The following is a 19,605-nucleotide window of genomic DNA, read 5'->3' on the forward strand; positions in this document are numbered from 1 at the left end:
TCTTTTTCTTTTTTAGAGCAAGAGCGGGTCTATGTGTTACAACTTAATTGAGATTCAGCAGGGAAATAACTCTTTGGTCATTGATGAAGTCGTTGAGAAACCCTTTTTTGTTAAAGGTGTTGTTGTATGGTAATTGACTATGCAATTCCAAAACTTTCTCTTCAATCAAGTCGGAAAAATCTTGAGGACTATTGCCTATATATTGCTGGAAAGAGGCATACTCTTCGCGGTTAAAAAGAAGGTTTTTGCTGTCTAAAACCTGGTTTTCTATTACTGCTGTTACTTTTTTATGGCATCGGCATGGGTTAGACTTATTAACGAGTCCGCATTTGTCATTCATAAAACTATGAAGGTCCTTTTTTGCTCTAGATAGGCGAACTCTAAAATTACCTTTACTAATATCGAGTATTTCTGCACCGATCGTATGGTCGGCATTAAACATGGCACCAAGTATATAAACGAGGCGTTGCTCTCGGGTTAAGCAGAGGAGCATTCCCGACATACAGGCCATATTCATTTCTCTAACCTCGATAGCCTTCTCCTCTTGTTCTAGCGTCGACATTTCGGTATCCGGTATGGAGGAAAGTCTATCAGAAAAGGCATCAAAACTCTCATTAACCAACTTTTCCCGTTTTTGCTTTTTCATTTTCAGGAAGTGGTTTGTGACAATTCTATATAGCCACGTACGGAATTCCGATTCACCTCTGAATTTGGATAAGTTGGTAATGACCTTGACCATTACTTCTTGGGTAATGTCTTTGGCGTCATCAGGCATTTGCACCATTTTCCAGGCAATATTGTAAATGTAGGGTTGGTGTTTTTTAAGCAATGCCTCTAAGGCTGCTTTATTACCCTTTACGGCCTGCTTGATTAAAGATTGGTCATCTTGATCGGTAGAATAAGTGGTTACAAATGGGTTCATATAAAGTCTGTTTAGCTTATGATCAAGAAATCATCGATGTGTTACAACTTTATAGAAAGTAAATAGAAAAGCCCAATACTTATGTACTAGGCCTCCCGTTTTTTGATCCTTTTAAACTTATTCAGATCTCAGGCTCTTTATTGGGTTTGCTTGTGCGGCCTTTAGTGTTTGAAAAGTAATTGTAATCAAGGCTATGCCCATCAAAAGTATTACTGGCACGATAAAGAGCTTGGGGGAAATCGAAATCTTAAAGGCAAAATCCTCTAACCAAGATCGTATTCCAAAATAAGTGATCGGCACGGCTATCACGTTGGCGATGAGAATAAGGCTCACATAATTCTTAGAGAATAGAATGGTGATACTTGTCATTTTTGCTCCTAATACTTTTCGAATACCGATTTCCTTTGATTTTTGAAGCATTTGAAACGCTGTTAAACCAAGTAGGCCCAAGCAAGACGCTATGACTGCAAAAATGGCGAAGCTGTTGAAAATCTTTCCAAATTCTTGATCGGCCTGGTACTGCTCATTAAAAAAGTCGTTCAAAAAGTGGTATTCAATAGGGTTGCCTGGAAAATTTTCTTCATACAAGCTGCTGATTTGACTAATCACTTGCTCGGTGTTTTGCATATTCAGCTTCAATGAAAAGTGCCTTTTTGATGCGTTAGAAAATAGAAAAGCACTCGGAGCGATCTTATTGTGTAGCGATTGCCAGTTGTGGTCTTTCATAACGCCCCTGACTGGAATTACTTCACCACTAACCACCAGTTTTTTGTTAATAGCTTCTTCTGGGGTGCCGAGATTGTAAGCTTTGACCGTAGCCTCATTAATAATTAGGCCATTTGCAATGCTTATATCTTCAGCCTTTCTGATAGGATCAGAAAAGTCTCGCCCAGATATCATTTCTATTTCATAGGTGGGTATGAAATCTGAATCGACCCAAATTATACTGATTCTTTTTCGGGTAGATTTATCATCCCCTTCTTTATACATTTCAGTTCCCCAGTTATACCCTCCTCCAGGAATACTTCTAGAAGTAGCGAATTGCTCGACTGAAGGAATCGCTTTGACTTCCTGTTTAAACTTCTCAAAGCTGGTAAAGGCTATGTCGGTTTGAGGGCCATTGACAACGAGAATTCGGTCTTTTTCGAAACCAGTAGATTGGTTGCTCATGAATTTTAGCTGCTCGGTCACGGCATAGGTACCAGCTATCATAAGCGTGGAGATGACGAATTGGAAGACAACCAATATTTTTCTCAAAGGGACTTTTCCAGAACCCAGCGTTTTATGGCCTTTTAGTGAATCAGTAGTTTTAAAAGCCGACATCACAAAAGCGGGGTATATACCGGCTAGTAATGGGCCAATGAATATCATGCCACCAATTATGATTAACGTGACTGGGTTGGCAAGGTCAAGGCTTAAGTCCTCGCCAATGATTAGTCCCATTTCTGGTAGTAAACCGTAGGCTATACCGATGGCAAGTACCGTGGCCAACAGATTAATCCAGAAGGATTCAGTCAAAAACTGTATGATAATTTGTCTTTTTACAGCACCCATTGCCTTTTTTACTCCCACTTCTCGACTTCTTTCTGCTGCCTTAGCTGTCGAAAGGTTGATGAAGTTGATCCAGGCGATAACGAGTATAAAAGATGCGATAAGTATAAGGAAGTATATTGATGTCATGGCCCCCTCTTCGCCTGTTCTTTCTGACTTTAAGTGCAGCTCTTTTATGGATTGGATACTAGGAATTCGTTCTTCACCGTTCTGCTGCATTTCTTCACCGACATATTCTTCCATCAAAGAGGCGATTTTCCCTTCGACAATGGCTTCTGTGGTTTGGGGGTTTAACTGCACGTAAAGCTCGAAGTTGCTCCAACCCCAAGCTGCGTCATCGCTTTGGTATTGTGAATCTTTCAACACATTACTCATTGGTAGGAGTATGTCGAAAGCTAAATGCGAATTATCTGGAAAGTCTTCGAATACGCCTGCTATGGTAAATGCACCTGATTCGCCCCAGTTACCTTCTATATTTAGGGTTTGGCCAACTAATAAATCGTTGGTATTGCCAAAGTATTTTTTAGCCGTTGATTCCGATATGACTACCGATTTCAGGTCATCGAGTGCCGTTTTTGAATCGCCAGATAAGAAATTCATTGAGAACATATCCAAGAAAGATGGTTCTACGAATAGGATGTCGTACTCTTGAAATGCAGCTGTGCTAATAGAGTCAACCAAGGGACTGACAACGGCACCATCCGAGTAGGTATGCAAAAGTGATGATCTTTCTATTTCTGGTGCGGCTTTTCTGATCGCGGGCCCTAAACCAAAGCCTACATCTTCGTTGGTTCCTTGGTTTACCCCATTTTGGTACCGAGTCATATGAACACGATAGAGCGTATCTGAATTTTCAAATTGTTTGTCGAAACTAAGTTGAAATGCTACATAATGAGCTATGACCAAGCAAGCTGCTATGCCTAGCGCTAAACCGCTGATATTGATGAAAGAGTAAAGCTTATGCTTTCCGAGATTGCGTAGCGCAATTTTTGAGTTGATGCTGAACATACTGTTGTCGATTTGAGTTTTGAATAAATTTTTGACTGCAAAAGGTCTAAAAAACCTGATGACGTCGAGGTAATAAAAGAACCGAGCCGACCGAGCTCCTTTTAGTTCATGTCTTCTGTTAAAATCTTCTTCAATGTCTCCTGAGATATCTTCGTACAAATCTGGCTTACAATACCACTTTAAGAATCTTTTCGGGAGCAATGGTGGTTTATGACTGTTCACGACCTTTGTCATGATTCCCAGTTCACTTGAAATACTTGCTCTGGCATAGCATTCCAGAACTGTTCACGCTGTTCTCTGGTTTCTTGCAGTGTTTTTAGGCCGTAAGCAGTAATTGTAAAGTACTTTTTTCTCTTACCACCACGGATCTTGGTAGCTTCACCGAAACTACTTTCAATCAGACTCTTTTTTTCAAGCCTGTTTAAGGCTGCATGTACCGTACTGAGCGTTACCCTTCTACCAGTTTTTTCTCGTATTTCGTCTTTTATCGCTACACCATAAGCTTCAGGATATAATACCCCTATGGTTAGCATAACTAGCTCTTGGAATTCACCCAGATTTGTTCCTTTCATTGAATTAAATTCGTAAATGACGATTTAATACTAATGATTAAATTCGTAAATGACAATAAAATAGATTTTAAATACGCTAAACAGTGTAATAGTCATTTGTGGTAAACTTATTTTAAGAATCGCAAAAACCTTCATTCAGTTTGAGTGTTGAACTTATTGAAGGCCTAGGTTTTGGAAAACATGATAAAGTATCAGCTATTAGTTGTCTTGTTTTTTCGCTGTATTGCGATTAGTAGCGCAATGCAAAACCCACTTGCCATCAGTGGTACAGTTCGGGCGACTGACGTGGAAGGTACGCTGCCAAGCGCACATGTTTTTTTATCAAATACAACGTTCGGAAAGATCACCGATCGACAGGGAAAGTTTCAGATTAAGGTTGATCGACCGGGAACATACGAGCTAATTGTTCGATTCACGGGGTATAAGACGTTCTCCAGAACTTTGGTGATTGAATCGGATGGAATCGAGGGTTTAGAGATTTCCCTGAAGCCTCAAAATAGAGATTTAGGAAGTTTTACTATTGTAGCCAAGAATAGATCTGAGTGGCGAAAGAATCTAAAGCTTTTCAAGGATGTATTTTTGGGTACTTCTAGTAATGCTGAGTCAACCAAAATTCTCAACGAAGAGGTCATGAATTTCTATAATGATCGGGAGAATGGGAAGCTCATAGCTTTTGCAGATGAACCGTTAATGATTCGAAATAAAGCCTTGGGTTACGATATTGAGTATTACCTCGAAACTTTCGAGTTATTCTATACGGAGAGTTATAGCAGGTATTTAGGCTATCCTTTATTCAAAGAAATTTCATTAAGTAAACCCTCATCAAGAGTTGTTAAACGTAGAAGAGAGGCTTATTTGGGATCAATTGAGCATTTTTTCTTATCAATATTTGAGGGTAAACTTCTGGAGGAAGGATTTATAGTCCGCACAGCCAGGGATACTATTGGCGGGGGATTATTGGTAGCTTCGGATACCGTTGACATTAGTATGACTAAGGTCCAAAGTAATATTACCACTAAAAGTATGTCATTCGAAGACTACCTGTTCATTACTTACACTGGAGCGTACGAAACGGAAGAGTATGAGAGGTATAAAGCGATGCTGATGATTAATGATCAGGTCAAACGAACAGGAGGGAGGAATAGACAACGATCTTGGATAAAGATGGTTGATCAGAATAAACCGATTCTTTTTGAGTCGAGCGGTTATGTCATAAATCCACTTGATTTTTATCAATATGGCTTTTGGGGGTTCGAAAAAATGGCAGATCGAGTACCGTTGAATTATCGGTTAAACTCAGAAAATTAACAGGCAGACCAATTCTTGTTATCGGTCTGCCTGTCTTTTTCTTAATTATTGGGACCTTAGCGTTTGTGCTGGATTTGATTTTGCCGCTTTCCAAGTTTGACTACCAATGGTAAAGAAGCCAATGGTGAATATGATCACAACTCCTGAAAATAGCTCAATAACACCAATATTGATTCTATTGGCCATGTCGATCAGTATGAGTGAATCAAATACGAAGTACGTGATCGGTACCGCGATAAGGGCAGCAATACACAAAAGCCACATAAAACTCTTAGCTAAGAGTTTGATTAAGCTACCTTCAGTGGCACCGAGTACTTTACGTATGCTGATTTCTTTCAAGCGCGTTTCAGCCGTGTAAACACTCATTCCGAGAAGGCCCATTGTAGCAATTGAAATGGAGACGAAGGCTAAAAAGCCGACTACTTTAAAAAGGATTGAAAAATCAGCGTAGGCTCTTTCAATTCTTTCATCATAGAATTGAGCGTTCAACGGATGAACTTCATCGACCGAATCCCATGCCTGTTCGATTTTCTGCATGGTATTAAGAACATCTTTTGTGTCAATTTTTAAGTTCATGATATAGTATTGGTTGTTGGTGTTTCTGAAACCAAATGGTTCTATATCATCTTGGATTTTAGCATAATGAAAATCGCGTACTACACCTATTATCTTAAGCTTCTTGCCATCAATTTCTACATTCTTCTCTAAAGCTTCCGTAGGGGTGCCCATATTGAAGTGCTTAATAGCTGTTTCGTTCAAAATGACAACACTTTCCTCTTTCGGGTCTTTCGAGAGGCCTGTAAAGTTTGTTCCGGCAATTATATCATGCTTCATTAAAGGAATATACTTTTCGTCAACCGCATTATAAAAGAGGCTAGTAGAGTCCATCGGATCTTCAAACTTGAATGTTGCACTGTATGTACTGCCAGTACTGGCTACTAGGGTTGATTTTGAAATATCTGTGACTTCAGGGATTTTACTGAAAGCCGCTTCTAGTTGACCGACGTCGTTCCCTTGCACGCGAACATTCAGGATATTTTCGGTATTAAAGCCTAAATCAAAACCAAGTGCATATTTGTACTGCTTATACCCGATGGAAGCGGCTACAATAAAGGCAATTGACAGTGTGAACTGAATCACAATTAAGGCTTTACGGACATTGACTCTTGAAAATAGTCGGCCTGATCCAGAGTTTTTTAAGGCATTAATGGCATTGAGCTTCGATAGGAAAAGTGCTGGAAATGTTCCTGCCATTACCCCTATAATCACGGCAAAAAGAATAAAATAAAGTACGAGTGAAACCTCGGTGTTTAGCTGATAAGCCTCTGCAAATTCTGGTAATAGTTGTACAAACTGTGGTTTAAGCACTTGCAACAAGAAAAACGATATGCAGAGTGAAATCATTGAGATAATTGTAGCCTCAAGGATGAACTGCGTAAAAATATGCCCTCGCGTTGCACCAATTACCTTTCGTACTCCCACCTCTTTTGATCTGCGCAGTGAACGGGCAATTGAAAGGTTGGTGTAATTGAAACCTGCCGATAGAATAATCACCAAGGTAAGTCCTGTTAAGATCCAGATCACTTCTATACCAATGACCTTGCCATTGCTATTAGATAGGTCGGATCGCATAATAATATTGGTTAGGGGTTGCAGACTTACCGTATTACTTATTCTATCTGATGCCTTGTTTTCCTCTTCACTTATGGAAAGTAATCGCGCGTTTACTTCGGCTGGTTTAGTGTTTTCTAAGAGTTTAATATATACATGATTACTCCATATGTTATTCCACGATATCCAATACTTACTGTCTGGGTTCTCGTTTCTTTCCGCCTTGTAAGTCGAATAAGATATCAGCGATTGAAAGGTGAAATGTGACGCATGTGGTGGGGTTTCCACAATAGCTGTGATCAAGTAGTTCTTTCCACTCTTAGTCACCATTGTTTTACCTAAAGCATCTTTCCCCGCATACAGTCTTTCTGCTGTTTTATCGGTAATCACGATTGAATTGGGTTCTTCCAAAGCTGTTGATGCATTTCCGCGAAGTACATTAAATGAGAATACCTCAAAAAAGTCTTCGGTGGCAAAGCGTCCTTCAATTGGGTAATACTTGTCATTTATTAAGATGTCTTCGGAGTAATTAGAGACCAACATCGTAGAAGCTTCCAGCCCAGGTACTTCTTCCATTGTCCTTTGACCGGCGAGTATGGAGGTTGAAGCAAAATCATTAGGATCGTCTTCTAAGAATTGATATTGGGTAATAACTCGATGAATTCTATCGTAGTCTGCATGGAATTTGTCGTAGCTGAAACTTTCAGAGACTATAGAAATTACGAGTAAGCAAATGGACATGCTGATGGCAAGTCCTACAATGTTGATGGCAGAAAATAGTTTGTTGCGAACTATACTTCTAACCGATGTTTTGAAATAGTTTTTAAACATAACGAATTGAGTTAATTGATCTAGAATGTCTAGTTTTTTGACCGTGTAGGGCTTAAAAAATTTGAATACATCTACGATGTAATTCAGACGTGCCCTACGAACGCCTTTTTCTTCAATATTTCTTTCGAAGTACTCATGCAAGTCGCCCTGTAAATCTTCTAGAAGGTCTGGTCTACAGTACCATTCTAAAAGTCTAAGGGCCCAACGTGGAGGAGTACCTTGTTTTTTCATATGAACTTGAGGTTAAAATCAGGAACAAGGCTCCATAGTTGATCTCTTTGCTCTTTTACTTTGGTCAAAGCCACTTTTCCAGCATGGCTAATAGTGAAAAATCTTTTTCTTCGACCCCCTCTGGCTTTGGTTGGTTCACCTAGGTGCGATTTCACATATCCTTTTTTCTCCAGTCGGTTGAGTACTGCATGCACTACGCTGAGTTTGACTTTTCTTTCCGTCACACGGGCTATCTCATCGCAGATGGCTACACTGTAAGCATCATTTAATAGTGCTGCAATGGTTAATAAGACCACTTCTTCAAATTCTCCAAGGTTAGTTCCCTTCATTGACTTTACATTTATTCCTTATTTGTATAAAAAATAGATCTGAAGTTATGCCTTTTTTATACAAAACATGAATATATACTTAGAGTACATTTCGTAGCATAAGGTTACAAGCTTTCAAATTGCCGATAAAGTGTAATGCCTTGAATTGGGTTTGGGTTGTACTCAATCGTTATATTTTGGGTATAAAAAAAGCGTAGCACTCTGAAGTACTACGCTTTTCATTGAGTAAAGTCGCCTTTAGATGGTCATGATGTCAGCTTCCTTGAGCTCTAGTAGCTCGTCTAATTTTTTGGCAAAATCATCAGTTAATGCTTGTACTCTGGCTTCGGCACCTTTGATCGCGTCTTCCGATACGCCTTCACCTTCTTTGAGTAATTTTCTTAACTCATCATTCGCTTCTTTACGTGCATTTCTAACACCTACTTTACCGTTTTCGGTTACGGCCTTCGACTGTTTTACAAGCTGGGTTCGGCGCTCCTCAGTTAATTGAGGTACGCTAATGATTATGTTTTCACCGTCACTTTGTGGGTTAAAGCCAAGGTCACTATTCATGATGGCCCTTTCAACGTTAGGCAATACTGATTTTTCCCAAGGTTTAATAAAGATGGTTCGTGCATCGGGGGTTGACACTGAAGCTACTTGGTTAATAGGGGTAGGGGTACCGTAGTATTCAACCAAAACTCCATCAAGCATGCTCGGCATTGCTTTACCAGCCCTAATCTTAGCTAATTCAGCTTTGCTGTGTGCTACAGCCTTTTCCATCATTTCTTTGGCTGTTTCAAGGTAAATTTCAATTTCTTCCATAAGATTTAGCTTATAAATGTACCAACCTTCTCCTTGCCAAGGACAAGTTTTTCTAAGTTGCCAGGCTTATTCATATCAAAGACAATGATCGGTACATTGTTTTCTTGACACAGGGTAAAAGCCGTCATATCCATAATATTGTATCCCTTACTAATGACTTCTTTGAAACTTAAGTTTTCAAACCTCACTGCATCAGGATTCTTTTCTGGGTCTTCTGAGTAAACACCGTCTACCCTTGTTCCTTTAAGCACTACGTCTGATTCTATTTCAATAGCTCGCAAACTTGCTGTGGAGTCTGTCGTGAAATATGGGTTGCCAATTCCAGCTCCAAAGATTACAATTCTACCTTTTTCTAAGTGGCGTACGGCTCTTCTCCTAATAAAAGGTTCACACACCGCTTCCATTTTTATACCAGACATAAGCCTAGTGTACATGCCGTGCTTTTCAAGTGTACTCTGAATAGCCATAGCGTTGATAACAGTAGCCAACATACCCATGTAGTCGCCTTGAACACGGTCAATTCCCGAAGCTTCCGCTTGGACTCCTCTATATATATTACCACCACCAATCACAATGGCGATTTCAACGCCTTCATCGTGAATTTTCTTAATGTCTAATGCGTATTGCTCTAAACGGCTAGAATCAATGCCGTAATTTTGCTCACCCATTAGTGCTTCGCCACTCAGTTTTAAGAGAACTCTTTTGTAACCCATTCTATTTTTAAAATTTTATCAATACTTGACCCTTTTCTACGCTCTTACCTTTGGCCACTTCTACACTTTGAACCGTTCCATCGCCCTGTGCCTTCAAAACATTCTCCATTTTCATCGCTTCCAGAATCAACAATTGGTCGCCTTTCTTTACCTCTTGACCAGGTGTAACTAATATGTCGAATATCAAACCTGGCATTGGAGCCTTTAAGTCATTGACGACAGCTGTATTTAGATTGTCGATCCCCATTTCAGCGAGTAACAAATCCATTTTGTCTTTCAACTCAATATCGAAAACGGATTTATTGACTTTTATGCTTATAGATTTGGCTACTCGATCGATAGATAATACTTCAGCTCTATAACTTTTATGATCCTTTATAATAAGGTAGGTATTATTGTTTTTTCTATTGAGAGACCAGTTGAAAGGTTTGCCGTTAAATAGCAGTTGGTCTCCTTGAAATTCGAGCGAAGTATTTTCTCCAGAAGTGGATTTTGTTTGAAACATTGAATAATCTTTAATCGTGCTTGACGATACGGTAGAAGACGCCTGAGTATCCACGACGAAATCACGCAAATATATAGAACTATTTTGAATCACCCGATGCGGATCACCAGCAACTTTTAGTCATACAAAAAGGAAAATTATATGTCCATTAAAACAGCCCCTGCGCCTGTTTAAGGCTTGTTTTTTAGGTTTTAGAAAAAGCTTCATCTTTTTATTGCAATTATTTGAATAAAATAAAAAAGGGTCTAATTTTGCAGTCCCTTTCCCAGAAAGGGTTTTTTATGCGTTCATTCACGTTCTGAAAATCAAAGGGGGGATACCAAAGCGGCCAACTGGGACGGACTGTAAATCCGTTGTCTTATGACTTCGCAGGTTCGAATCCTGCTCCCCCCACAATGACTTGATTTGTTATACAAAGAAAGTCAACAACTTAGCTGTAAAAATGCTAGCATTAAAGCATGCTAAGATGTATAAGCGGGTGTAGCTCAGTTGGTAGAGCGACAGCCTTCCAAGCTGTAGGTCGCCGGTTCGAACCTGGTCACCCGCTCATAAATACTTTGAGTTCCGCGTTCAATGTTTTACGACCAAAAGGAAAGCCTAAAAGTCGGGAACTTAAAAGCTGAAAAGCCGATGTAGCTCAGGGGTAGAGTGCTTCCTTGGTAAGGAAGAGGTCACGAGTTCAAATCTCGTCATTGGCTCTAAAGATATTAAGAGTGAAAAATTCACTCTCAGTGCAGATTTTTAATTTATAAATTGAATATTAACTAATTTTCAAACATGGCTAAAGAAACCTTTGACCGTTCAAAGCCGCACGTTAATATTGGTACTATCGGTCACGTTGACCACGGTAAGACCACATTAACTGCTGCGATTACAAAAGTACTAGCAGACTCAGGTCTTGCTGAAAACAGAGACTTTTCTTCAATTGACAATGCTCCTGAAGAAAAAGAAAGAGGTATTACTATCAATACTTCTCACGTGGAGTACACTACTGAGAATAGACACTATGCGCACGTTGACTGTCCAGGTCACGCCGATTATGTGAAAAACATGGTTACTGGTGCTGCGCAAATGGATGGTGCTATCCTTGTAGTAGCTGCTACTGATGGCCCAATGCCTCAAACAAGAGAGCACATTTTATTAGCACGTCAGGTAGGTGTTCCTGCTTTGGTTGTGTTCATGAATAAAGTTGACCTTGTTGATGATGAAGAGCTTCTTGAGCTAGTTGAAATGGAAGTGAGAGAATTACTTTCTTTCTACGAATTCCCAGGTGATGATATTCCTGTAGTCCAAGGATCTGCTTTAGGTGGATTGAATGGTGACGACAAGTGGGTGCCAAAAATTCTTGAATTAATGGCAGCTGTGGATGATTACATTCCACTTCCTGAGCGTTTGACTGACAAAGATTTCTTGATGCCTGTAGAGGACGTATTCTCGATCACTGGTCGTGGTACTGTTGCTACTGGTAGAATTGAAAGAGGAGTTATTAACACAGGTGACCCAGTTGATATCATCGGTATGGGTGCTGAAGACATGAAGTCTACAATCACTGGTGTTGAGATGTTCCGGAAGATTTTAGACAGAGGTGAAGCTGGTGACAACGTTGGTTTGTTACTAAGAGGTATCGAAAAGTCTGATATCAAAAGAGGTATGATTATCTGTAAGCCTGGTTCTGTGAAGCCACACGCTCAGTTTAAAGCTGAGGTTTATGTGCTTTCAAAAGAAGAAGGTGGACGTCATACGCCATTCTTTAACAAGTACCGTCCTCAGTTCTACTTAAGAACAACAGACGTAACTGGTGAGATCAAGCTTCCAGCTGACATCGAAATGGTAATGCCTGGTGATAACGTAACTATTGAAGTAGAACTTCATAGCCCGGTTGCGCTTGAAACTGGTCTTAGATTCGCGATCAGAGAAGGTGGTAGAACTGTAGGTGCAGGTCAGGTTACTGAAATCCTTGACTAATCCTTCAATCTAAATAGATTATTATTTCAAACGCGTTTTCGATTTTTCGGAAACGCGTTTGTTTCGTTATTATAAATTTTCTACATTTGCAGCCCGTTTCGGGCTTCTGCGGCGTTTTGAATACTTTTTTTATCAAAAAAACGCGACAGTAGTACGGCTTTCAATCATCTGAAAATCAGTTGGTTAAGGGGTTTTGGAGCAAATGGAGTTTAATACGGGTGTAGCTCAGTTGGTAGAGCAGTGGTCTCCAAAACCAAAGGTCGTGAGTTCGAATCTTACCACCCGTGCAAAATAAAAGGAGTAAAACCGATGAGTAAATTAAAGTCCTTTATTACTGCTTCTTATGATGAGATGAGGCATAAAGTAAGCTGGCCAAAACTCTCTGACCTCCAGAGTAGCTCAGTGTTAGTGTTAGTCGCCTCGTTAATCTTTGCACTATTTATCGGTGTTATAGATTTGGGTTTCGATAAAGTGATGGATTTGTTTTACAATCTATAAGAAACAATCAATAGAATGTCAGAACTAAATTGGTACATGGTTAGGGCCGTATCTGGCCAGGAAAGAAAAGCGAAAGATTATCTCGTTAACGAGATTGATCGTGAGAATTTCTCAGAGCAAATTCCGCAAGTGATGATTCCTTCGGAAAAAGTATATGAGATCAGAAATGGTAAAAAGAAATCTCGCGATAGAAATATGTTTCCTGGTTATATCATGGTTCAAGCTGATATATCCAATGGTGAAGTCATTCACATGATTAAAAATATCCCTGGAATCATAGGGTTCTTAGGTCAAAAGGCTGGCCAGGCTTCCACTCCGCCAGTTCCATTACGTCAATCAGAAGTCGACCGTATCTTAGGTAAGGTTGAAGAGATTGATGATTTTGACGAGCAACTAGATTCCCCATTTATAGTAGGAGAGACCTTGAAAGTAATGGATGGTCCTTTCAGTGGATTTACGGGAGTAATTGAGGAGGTATTTGAGGAACGAAGAAAACTTAATGTTATGGTTAAGATCTTCGGCCGAAATACTCCTGTTGAATTAAGTTACATGCAAGTAGAAAAACAAGATTAATATGGCTAAAGAAATAGCTGGTTATCTGAAGTTGCAAGTCAAGGGAGGCCAAGCCAACCCTTCTCCGCCGGTAGGTCCTGCACTTGGTGCAAAAGGACTTAACATCATGGAGTTTTGTAAACAATTCAACGGACGTACTCAAGATAAGATGGGGCAGGTAATACCTGTTGTCATCACAATCTTTGGTGATAAGTCTTTTGAGTTTGTAATCAAGACACCTCCAGCACCGGTAATGCTGCTAGAAGCTTCTAAACAAAAGAAGGGTTCTGATGAGCCTAACAGAGTTAAAGTGGGTAGTGTTACATGGGATCAGGTTAAAGAGATCGCTGAGGTTAAGATGCCGGATTTGAATGCTTTTACAATAGAATCTGCTATGAAAATGATAGCGGGAACTGCTAGAAGTATGGGGTTAAGGGTGACAGGTAAAGCACCTTGGAATAACTAAAGATTTGTACAAATGGCAAAATTGACAAAAAAGCAAAAAATAGCTTTTAGTAAATATGATCCAGCCAAGCAGTATGCGCTAAATGAAGCTGCAGGTATCGTTAAGGAAATTAACAATGCCTCTTATGATGCTTCAGTTGATATAGACGTACGTTTAGGAGTGGATCCTCGTAAGGCCGACCAGATGGTGAGAGGTGTTGTTGCACTTCCTCATGGAACTGGTAAAGAAGTAACAGTTCTTGTGCTTTGTACTCCTGATAAGGAGCAAGAGGCTAAAGACGCTGGTGCTGATCACGTAGGATTGGACGATTACATTTCAAAAATTGAAGGTGGTTGGACTGATATCGATGTGATTATCACAATGCCGACTGTTATGGCCAAAGTTGGTCGCTTAGGTAGAGTATTAGGACCAAGAGGTCTAATGCCAAACCCAAAAGCGGGTACTGTTACACTTGACGTTGCTAAGGCAGTTCAAGATGTAAAAGGTGGTAAAATCGACTTTAAAGTAGATAAGACTGGAATTATCCATACCAGCATTGGAAAGTCTTCATTCTCTCCGGAGAAGATTGCTGATAATGCTAGAGAGGTACTTCAGATGATTTCTAAACTGAAGCCTGCATCAGCGAAAGGTACTTATTTCAAGAGTATCAATATTTCGACTACGCAGAGCCCAGGAGTTAAGGTAGATACAAACTCAATTTCCGGACTATAATTATGAATAGAGCAGAAAAAGCAGTACTAATCGAAGAGTTGGTAGAGAAGTTTTCTAGTAACGATAACTTCTACATTACTGATGCTTCCGGAATGACGGTAGCTGAAACCAACATGTTGAGAGGTTTGTGCTTCGAGAAAGGAATCGAGTACAAAGTAGTAAAGAACACAATGGTACAGAAGGCACTTGCTCAGTTAGATACTGACTATGTTCCTTTTGACGAGAGTGTTTTGAGAGGTTTTACAGGCGTTATGTTCTCAGGTGAGAACGCTAACTCTCCTGCAAAATTGATCAAGGAATTTAGAAAAAAGTCAGGCATGGTTTCTCCTGTGTTTAAAGGTGCGTCAATTGACACTGACCTTTTCATCGGAGAGGAAAATTTAGATATGCTAAGCAAGCTTAAGTCTAAGGCTGAGCTGATTGGCGAAGTAATTACATTACTTCAATCTCCTGCTAAGAATGTTATTTCTGGTCTTCAAGGATCAGGTAGCAAACTTTCAGGAATCCTTAAGACGTTGTCTGAACGTGAAAATTAATAACAAACAAGATTTACAAAACTTTATAACAAATAATTAAAATGGCAGACTTGAAAGAATTCGCAGAGCAGTTAGTAAACTTAACTGTGAAAGAAGTTAACGAACTTGCTGATATCCTTAAAGACGAATACGGAATCGAACCTGCAGCTGCTGCTGTAGCTGTTGCTGGCCCTGCTGCTGGTGGCGGAGACGAAGGTGGAGCTGAAGAAAAATCAGAATTCGACGTAGTATTAACTGCTGCTGGTGGTGCTAAACTACAAGTAGTTAAACTAGTGAAAGAATTAACTGGTTTAGGATTAAAAGAAGCAAAAGAAATCGTAGACAGTGCTCCTAAAGCTGTAAAAGAAGGAGTAGCTAAAGACGAAGCTGAAGCACTTAAGAAGCAGCTTGAAGAAGCTGGAGCTGAAGTAGAGCTGAAGTAATTTGATTGGCCATTGTATAATGGCTTTGGAATAGGCCCTGATCTTCCGAGATCACGGGTCTTTTCCTGTTTGTATACATTTTAGGGAATTGTCCCTTTTCTGCATCTCTAGAGATGCAACTATAATTATTTGATAACAAAAAAATTAAGGCCTTGGCTATTCTAGCAAATCAATCAAAAAGAATAAACTTCTCTTCGATTAAATCAATATTAGATTATCCTGATTTCCTTGATGTTCAGGTAAAGTCTTTTGAAGACTTTTTCCAATTAGAAACACCAGCAGATAAAAGAACTCAGGATGGTTTGTTCAAGGTTTTCTCTGAGAACTTTCCTATTTCGGATTCAAGAGAGAATTTCGTTCTTGAATTCGTAGATTACTTGGTTGACCCACCAAAATACGACGTTGCAGAATGTATCGATCGTGGTTTGACTTACTCTGTGCCGCTAAAAGCGAAACTTCGTTTGACTTGTAATGATGAGGACAATGAGGATTTCGAAACCATAGAACAAGAAGTATTCTTAGGTAACATTCCTTACATGACCGTAAAAGGTTCATTCGTAATTAATGGTGCTGAAAGAGTCATTGTTTCTCAGTTGCACAGATCTCCAGGTGTATTCTTTGCGCAAAGCAAGCACACCAACGGTACACCTTTATATTCAGCCAGAATTATTCCTTTCAAAGGATCATGGATTGAATTTGCTACAGATGTAAACAGCGTAATGTATGCTTACATCGACAGAAAGAAAAAATTCCCAGTAACCACGCTTTTAAGAGCGATTGGTTACGGTACAGATAAAGATATTCTTGACCTTTTTGGCCTGTCTGAAGAGATTGGAGCTAAAAAAGCCGCTTTGAAAAAAGCCATTGGCCGAAAATTAGCAGCGAGAGTTCTTAGAACATGGGTTGAAGACTTCGTGGATGAAGATACTGGAGAAGTTGTATCTATTCACAGAAATGAAGTATTGTTAGAAAGAGATTCAGTGCTTTCTGAAGAGCATGTAGATATGATCTTGGAAGCTGATGTTGAGTCAGTAATTCTCCACAGAGAAGACATCAACATTGCTGATTATACGATTATCTATAATACGCTTTCAAAAGACAACTCAAACTCTGAAAAAGAAGCAGTAGAGCAAATCTATCGTCAGTTGAGAAATACTGATGCACCAGATGAGCAAACGGCACGTGATATTATTCAATCACTATTCTTCTCAGATAAGAGATACAACCTTGGAGAGGTAGGACGATATAGAATTAACAAGAAGCTCGACCTTCAGATCGATTCTGAAAAACTCGTTTTAACAACTGAAGACATTATCTCAATTGTGAAGTACTTGATCGGTTTGATCAACTCGAAAGCGATTGTTGATGATATAGATCACTTATCAAACAGAAGAGTTAGAACCGTAGGAGAGCAATTATACGCTCAGTTCGGTGTTGGTTTAGCCCGTATGGCTAGAACAATCAAAGAAAGAATGAACGTTCGAGACAATGAAGACTTTAAACCAGTCGATTTGATCAACGCGAGAACACTTTCTTCAGTGATTAACTCATTCTTTGGAACAAACCAATTATCTCAGTTTATGGATCAAACGAATCCATTAGCAGAGATTACGCACAAAAGAAGAATGTCAGCACTAGGGCCAGGTGGTCTTTCTAGAGAAAGAGCAGGTTTCGAGGTACGTGACGTTCACTATACGCACTATGGTCGTCTTTGTACAATTGAGACACCAGAAGGTCCCAACATTGGTTTGATTTCATCTCTATGTGTTCATGCGAAAGTTAATAGCATGGGCTTCATCGAGACACCATACAGAAAAGTAAATAGCGGTAAAGTAAATATGTCAGATGACATCATTTATTTAACTGCTGAAGAAGAAGATACGCATAACATTGCTCAGGCAAATGCGCCAGTTCAGGATAGCGGTGTATTCGTTAATGAGAAAGTTAAAGCAAGATACGAGGGTGACTTCCCAGTGGTAGAGCCAAAAGAGCTCAGCTATATGGATGTTGCGCCTAACCAAATTGTATCAGTTGCAGCTTCTTTAATTCCATTCTTGGAGCATGATGATGCAAACCGTGCCCTGATGGGATCGAACATGCAGCGTCAAGCAGTACCATTGTTGAAACCAGAAGCACCAATTGTTGGTACTGGTTTAGAAGCAAGAGCTGCGCGTGACTCTAGAATGTTAGTTATTGCTGAAGAAGCTGGTACAGTACACTTTGTAGATGCTACTAAGATTGTAATCAAGTACAACCAGAGCAAAGAAGATGAATTAATCAACTTTGATACTGAGTACAAAACTTACGACCTCATTAAGTTTAGAAGAACTAACCAAGACACCACGGTGAATCTTAAGCCAATCGTACTGAAAGGTGAGAAGGTTGAGAAGAATCAGGTGCTTTGTGAAGGTTATTCTACACAAAACGGTGAGTTAGCCCTAGGTAAAAACCTTATGGTGGCTTACATGCCTTGGCAAGGATATAACTTCGAGGATGCAATTGTTATCTCAGAAAGAGTAGTAAGAGATGACGTTTACACCTCTATTCACATTGATGAATATGAGCTAGAAGTTAGAGATACAAAGAGAGGTCAGGAAGAATTAACTTCTGAGATTCCGAACGTAAGTGAGGAAGCTGTTAAAAACCTTGATGAACACGGTGTTATCAGAGTTGGAGCAGAGATTAAAGAAGGTGACATTCTAATTGGTAAAATCACACCAAAAGGTGAAACAGATCCTACACCAGAAGAAAAACTCTTGAGAGCTATTTTCGGTGATAAAGCAGGTGATGTAAAAGATGCTTCATTGAAAGCTTCTCCTTCATTGAGAGGTGTGGTAATCGATACTAAACTTTTCTCTCGCCCTAAAAAGGACAAAGACCTCAGAGCGAAGTCTAAGAAAGAAGTTGAAGTATTGAAAGCACAATACAGCAAGGACCTTCTTGAAGTAAGAGCTCAGATCATTGACAAATTTGTTTCATTGTTAGAAGGAAAAACTTGTAGCGGTGTAACACACAAATTTGGAGATGAGGTAATTTCCAAAGGCGTTAAGTTCAACAGAAATAACATCTCTAATAACCTATTCCCTGAAAAGAATATTTACAGAGATGAGAGTAACTACAGCGTTCAAGAAGAAGTGAATCTTGTTTCTGATCTAAACCTTGATGGTTGGACTGATGACGAAAAGATCAATAACCTTGTCGTTAAGATTGTTAAAAACTACAACCTGAAACGTAATGCCATCACTGGTGAATTCAAGCGTAGAAGATTTACGATTGAAGTAGGTGATGAATTGCCAACAGGTATTGTACAACTTGCTAAAGTTTACGTGGCTAAGAAACGTAAGCTGAAAGTAGGTGATAAAATGGCCGGTCGTCACGGTAACAAAGGTGTTGTTGCAAGAATCGTAAGAGAGGAAGATATGCCTTTCTTGGATGATGGAACACCAATGGATATCGTACTTAACCCACTCGGTGTACCATCAAGGATGAACATCGGACAGATTTACGAAACTGTTCTTGCGTGGGCTGGTCTTAAACTAGGTAAAACTTACGCCACTCCAATTTTTGATGGAGCAAGTATGGAAGAAGTAGAAGCTGAACTTACAGCGGCAGGTCTTCCAAGTGCTGGACGTGAATACCTAAATGATGGTCTAAGTGGACAAAGATTTGATCAGCCAGTAACGGTAGGTATCGCTTACATGCTGAAGCTAGGTCACTTAGTAGATGATAAGATGCATGCAAGGTCTATTGGACCTTACTCATTGATTACGCAGCAACCGCTTGGTGGTAAAGCACAATTCGGTGGTCAGAGATTTGGAGAAATGGAAGTATGGGCACTTGAGGCATTTGGTGCTTCGCACGTACTACAAGAAATCCTGACTGTAAAATCAGATGACGTAATTGGTAGAGCGAAAGCTTACGAAGCGATTGTCAAAGGAGATTCTATTCCTAAGCCAAACATTCCAGAATCATTTAATGTACTGGTACACGAGCTTAGAGGACTCGCACTTGAAATCACTTTAGACTAATTACATTTTGGGTTTGGTTTAGGCCACAATTAAGAATTAAAA

Annotated in this window: 17 protein-coding genes and 4 tRNA genes; 13 read left to right on the top strand and 8 right to left on the bottom strand. The window is 39.7% G+C overall.

The genetic code is table 11. The features are described from left to right. Nucleotides 1-43 precede the first annotated feature (43 nt). From BFP71_RS08220 to BFP71_RS08230, 3 genes are all read right to left on the bottom strand, one after another. A complete protein-coding gene (locus tag BFP71_RS08220; RefSeq protein WP_069835015.1) occupies nt 44-922 on the bottom strand; it encodes an RNA polymerase sigma factor in 879 nt (292 codons plus the stop codon). A 117-nt stretch (nt 923-1,039) separates the two neighbouring features. Then, entirely contained in the window at nt 1,040-3,715 is a 2,676-nt protein-coding gene (locus BFP71_RS08225; RefSeq protein ID WP_069835016.1) for an ABC transporter permease, read from the bottom strand. After that, nucleotides 3,712-4,053 (bottom strand): PadR family transcriptional regulator, encoded by a 342-nt coding sequence (locus BFP71_RS08230; protein ID WP_069835017.1) that lies wholly within the window; start codon nt 4,051-4,053, stop codon nt 3,712-3,714. The genes BFP71_RS08225 and BFP71_RS08230 overlap by 4 nt, the downstream gene beginning before the upstream one ends. Nucleotides 4,054-4,293: 240 nt before the next feature. On the opposite strand from BFP71_RS08230, the gene BFP71_RS08235 reads away from it, so the two are divergent. Next, nucleotides 4,294-5,361 carry a carboxypeptidase-like regulatory domain-containing protein gene (locus BFP71_RS08235; protein WP_069835018.1) on the top strand — a complete coding sequence of 356 codons (1,068 nt, stop codon included), beginning with the start codon at nt 4,294-4,296 and terminating at the stop codon, nt 5,359-5,361. A gap of 45 nt (nt 5,362-5,406) precedes the next feature. On the opposite strand, the gene BFP71_RS08240 is transcribed toward BFP71_RS08235, so the two are convergent. The 5 genes from BFP71_RS08240 to BFP71_RS08260 form a co-directional block, all read right to left on the bottom strand. Beyond that, nucleotides 5,407-8,034, bottom strand: coding sequence for an ABC transporter permease (locus BFP71_RS08240; RefSeq protein ID WP_088124950.1), 2,628 nt, complete (start codon nt 8,032-8,034; stop codon nt 5,407-5,409). Further along, nucleotides 8,031-8,363 carry a PadR family transcriptional regulator gene (locus tag BFP71_RS08245; protein ID WP_069835019.1) on the bottom strand — a complete coding sequence of 111 codons (333 nt, stop codon included), beginning with the start codon at nt 8,361-8,363 and terminating at the stop codon, nt 8,031-8,033. The genes BFP71_RS08240 and BFP71_RS08245 overlap by 4 nt, the downstream gene beginning before the upstream one ends. Nucleotides 8,364-8,600: 237 nt before the next feature. Next, a complete protein-coding gene (gene frr / locus BFP71_RS08250) occupies nt 8,601-9,167 on the bottom strand; it encodes a ribosome recycling factor (protein ID WP_069835020.1) in 567 nt (188 codons plus the stop codon). A gap of 5 nt (nt 9,168-9,172) precedes the next feature. After that, entirely contained in the window at nt 9,173-9,880 is a 708-nt protein-coding gene (gene pyrH / locus BFP71_RS08255; protein WP_069835021.1) for a UMP kinase, read from the bottom strand. A 7-nt stretch (nt 9,881-9,887) separates the two neighbouring features. Then, nucleotides 9,888-10,385: an acetyl-CoA carboxylase biotin carboxyl carrier protein subunit gene (locus BFP71_RS08260; protein WP_069835022.1), complete on the bottom strand. Its 498-nt coding sequence runs from the start codon at nt 10,383-10,385 to the stop codon at nt 9,888-9,890. 310 nt (nt 10,386-10,695) lie between these two features. Between BFP71_RS08260 and BFP71_RS08265 the strand changes: the two genes are divergently transcribed. The 12 genes from BFP71_RS08265 (at nt 10,696) to rpoB (ending at nt 19,563) form a co-directional block, all read left to right on the top strand. Beyond that, nucleotides 10,696-10,778 (top strand) — tRNA-Tyr (locus BFP71_RS08265). 81 nt (nt 10,779-10,859) lie between these two features. Beyond that, nucleotides 10,860-10,932: transfer RNA gene (locus BFP71_RS08270), tRNA-Gly, on the top strand. Nucleotides 10,933-11,011: 79 nt separating this feature from the next. Continuing rightward, nucleotides 11,012-11,083, top strand: a tRNA-Thr gene (locus BFP71_RS08275). 79 nt (nt 11,084-11,162) lie between these two features. Next, nucleotides 11,163-12,350 (top strand): elongation factor Tu, encoded by a 1,188-nt coding sequence (gene tuf, locus BFP71_RS08280; protein WP_069835023.1) that lies wholly within the window; start codon nt 11,163-11,165, stop codon nt 12,348-12,350. 214 nt (nt 12,351-12,564) lie between these two features. After that, nucleotides 12,565-12,637 (top strand) — tRNA-Trp (locus BFP71_RS08285). 22 nt (nt 12,638-12,659) lie between these two features. Next, the gene (gene secE, locus BFP71_RS19140) at nt 12,660-12,848 is read left to right on the top strand and encodes a preprotein translocase subunit SecE (RefSeq protein ID WP_088124951.1); all 189 of its coding nucleotides are present in this window, start codon (nt 12,660-12,662) and stop codon (nt 12,846-12,848) included. 15 nt (nt 12,849-12,863) lie between these two features. Then, a complete protein-coding gene (nusG, locus tag BFP71_RS08290) occupies nt 12,864-13,421 on the top strand; it encodes a transcription termination/antitermination protein NusG (RefSeq protein ID WP_069835024.1) in 558 nt (185 codons plus the stop codon). 1 nt (nt 13,422) lies between these two features. After that, nucleotides 13,423-13,866, top strand: coding sequence for a 50S ribosomal protein L11 (gene rplK, locus BFP71_RS08295; RefSeq protein ID WP_069835025.1), 444 nt, complete (start codon nt 13,423-13,425; stop codon nt 13,864-13,866). Nucleotides 13,867-13,878: 12 nt separating this feature from the next. After that, nucleotides 13,879-14,577: a 50S ribosomal protein L1 gene (gene rplA, locus BFP71_RS08300; protein ID WP_069835026.1), complete on the top strand. Its 699-nt coding sequence runs from the start codon at nt 13,879-13,881 to the stop codon at nt 14,575-14,577. Nucleotides 14,578-14,579: 2 nt separating this feature from the next. Then, nucleotides 14,580-15,113: a 50S ribosomal protein L10 gene (rplJ, locus tag BFP71_RS08305; protein WP_069835027.1), complete on the top strand. Its 534-nt coding sequence runs from the start codon at nt 14,580-14,582 to the stop codon at nt 15,111-15,113. Between the two features lie 41 nt (nt 15,114-15,154). Further along, nucleotides 15,155-15,535, top strand: a complete 381-nt coding sequence (rplL, locus tag BFP71_RS08310; protein WP_069835028.1) for a 50S ribosomal protein L7/L12 — start codon at nt 15,155-15,157, stop codon at nt 15,533-15,535. 158 nt (nt 15,536-15,693) lie between these two features. Further along, nucleotides 15,694-19,563, top strand: coding sequence for a DNA-directed RNA polymerase subunit beta (gene rpoB / locus BFP71_RS08315; RefSeq protein ID WP_069837005.1), 3,870 nt, complete (start codon nt 15,694-15,696; stop codon nt 19,561-19,563). Nucleotides 19,564-19,605 lie beyond the last annotated feature (42 nt).

Source organism: Roseivirga misakiensis (assembly GCF_001747105.1).
In the GTDB taxonomy this organism is placed as follows: domain Bacteria; phylum Bacteroidota; class Bacteroidia; order Cytophagales; family Cyclobacteriaceae; genus Roseivirga; species Roseivirga misakiensis.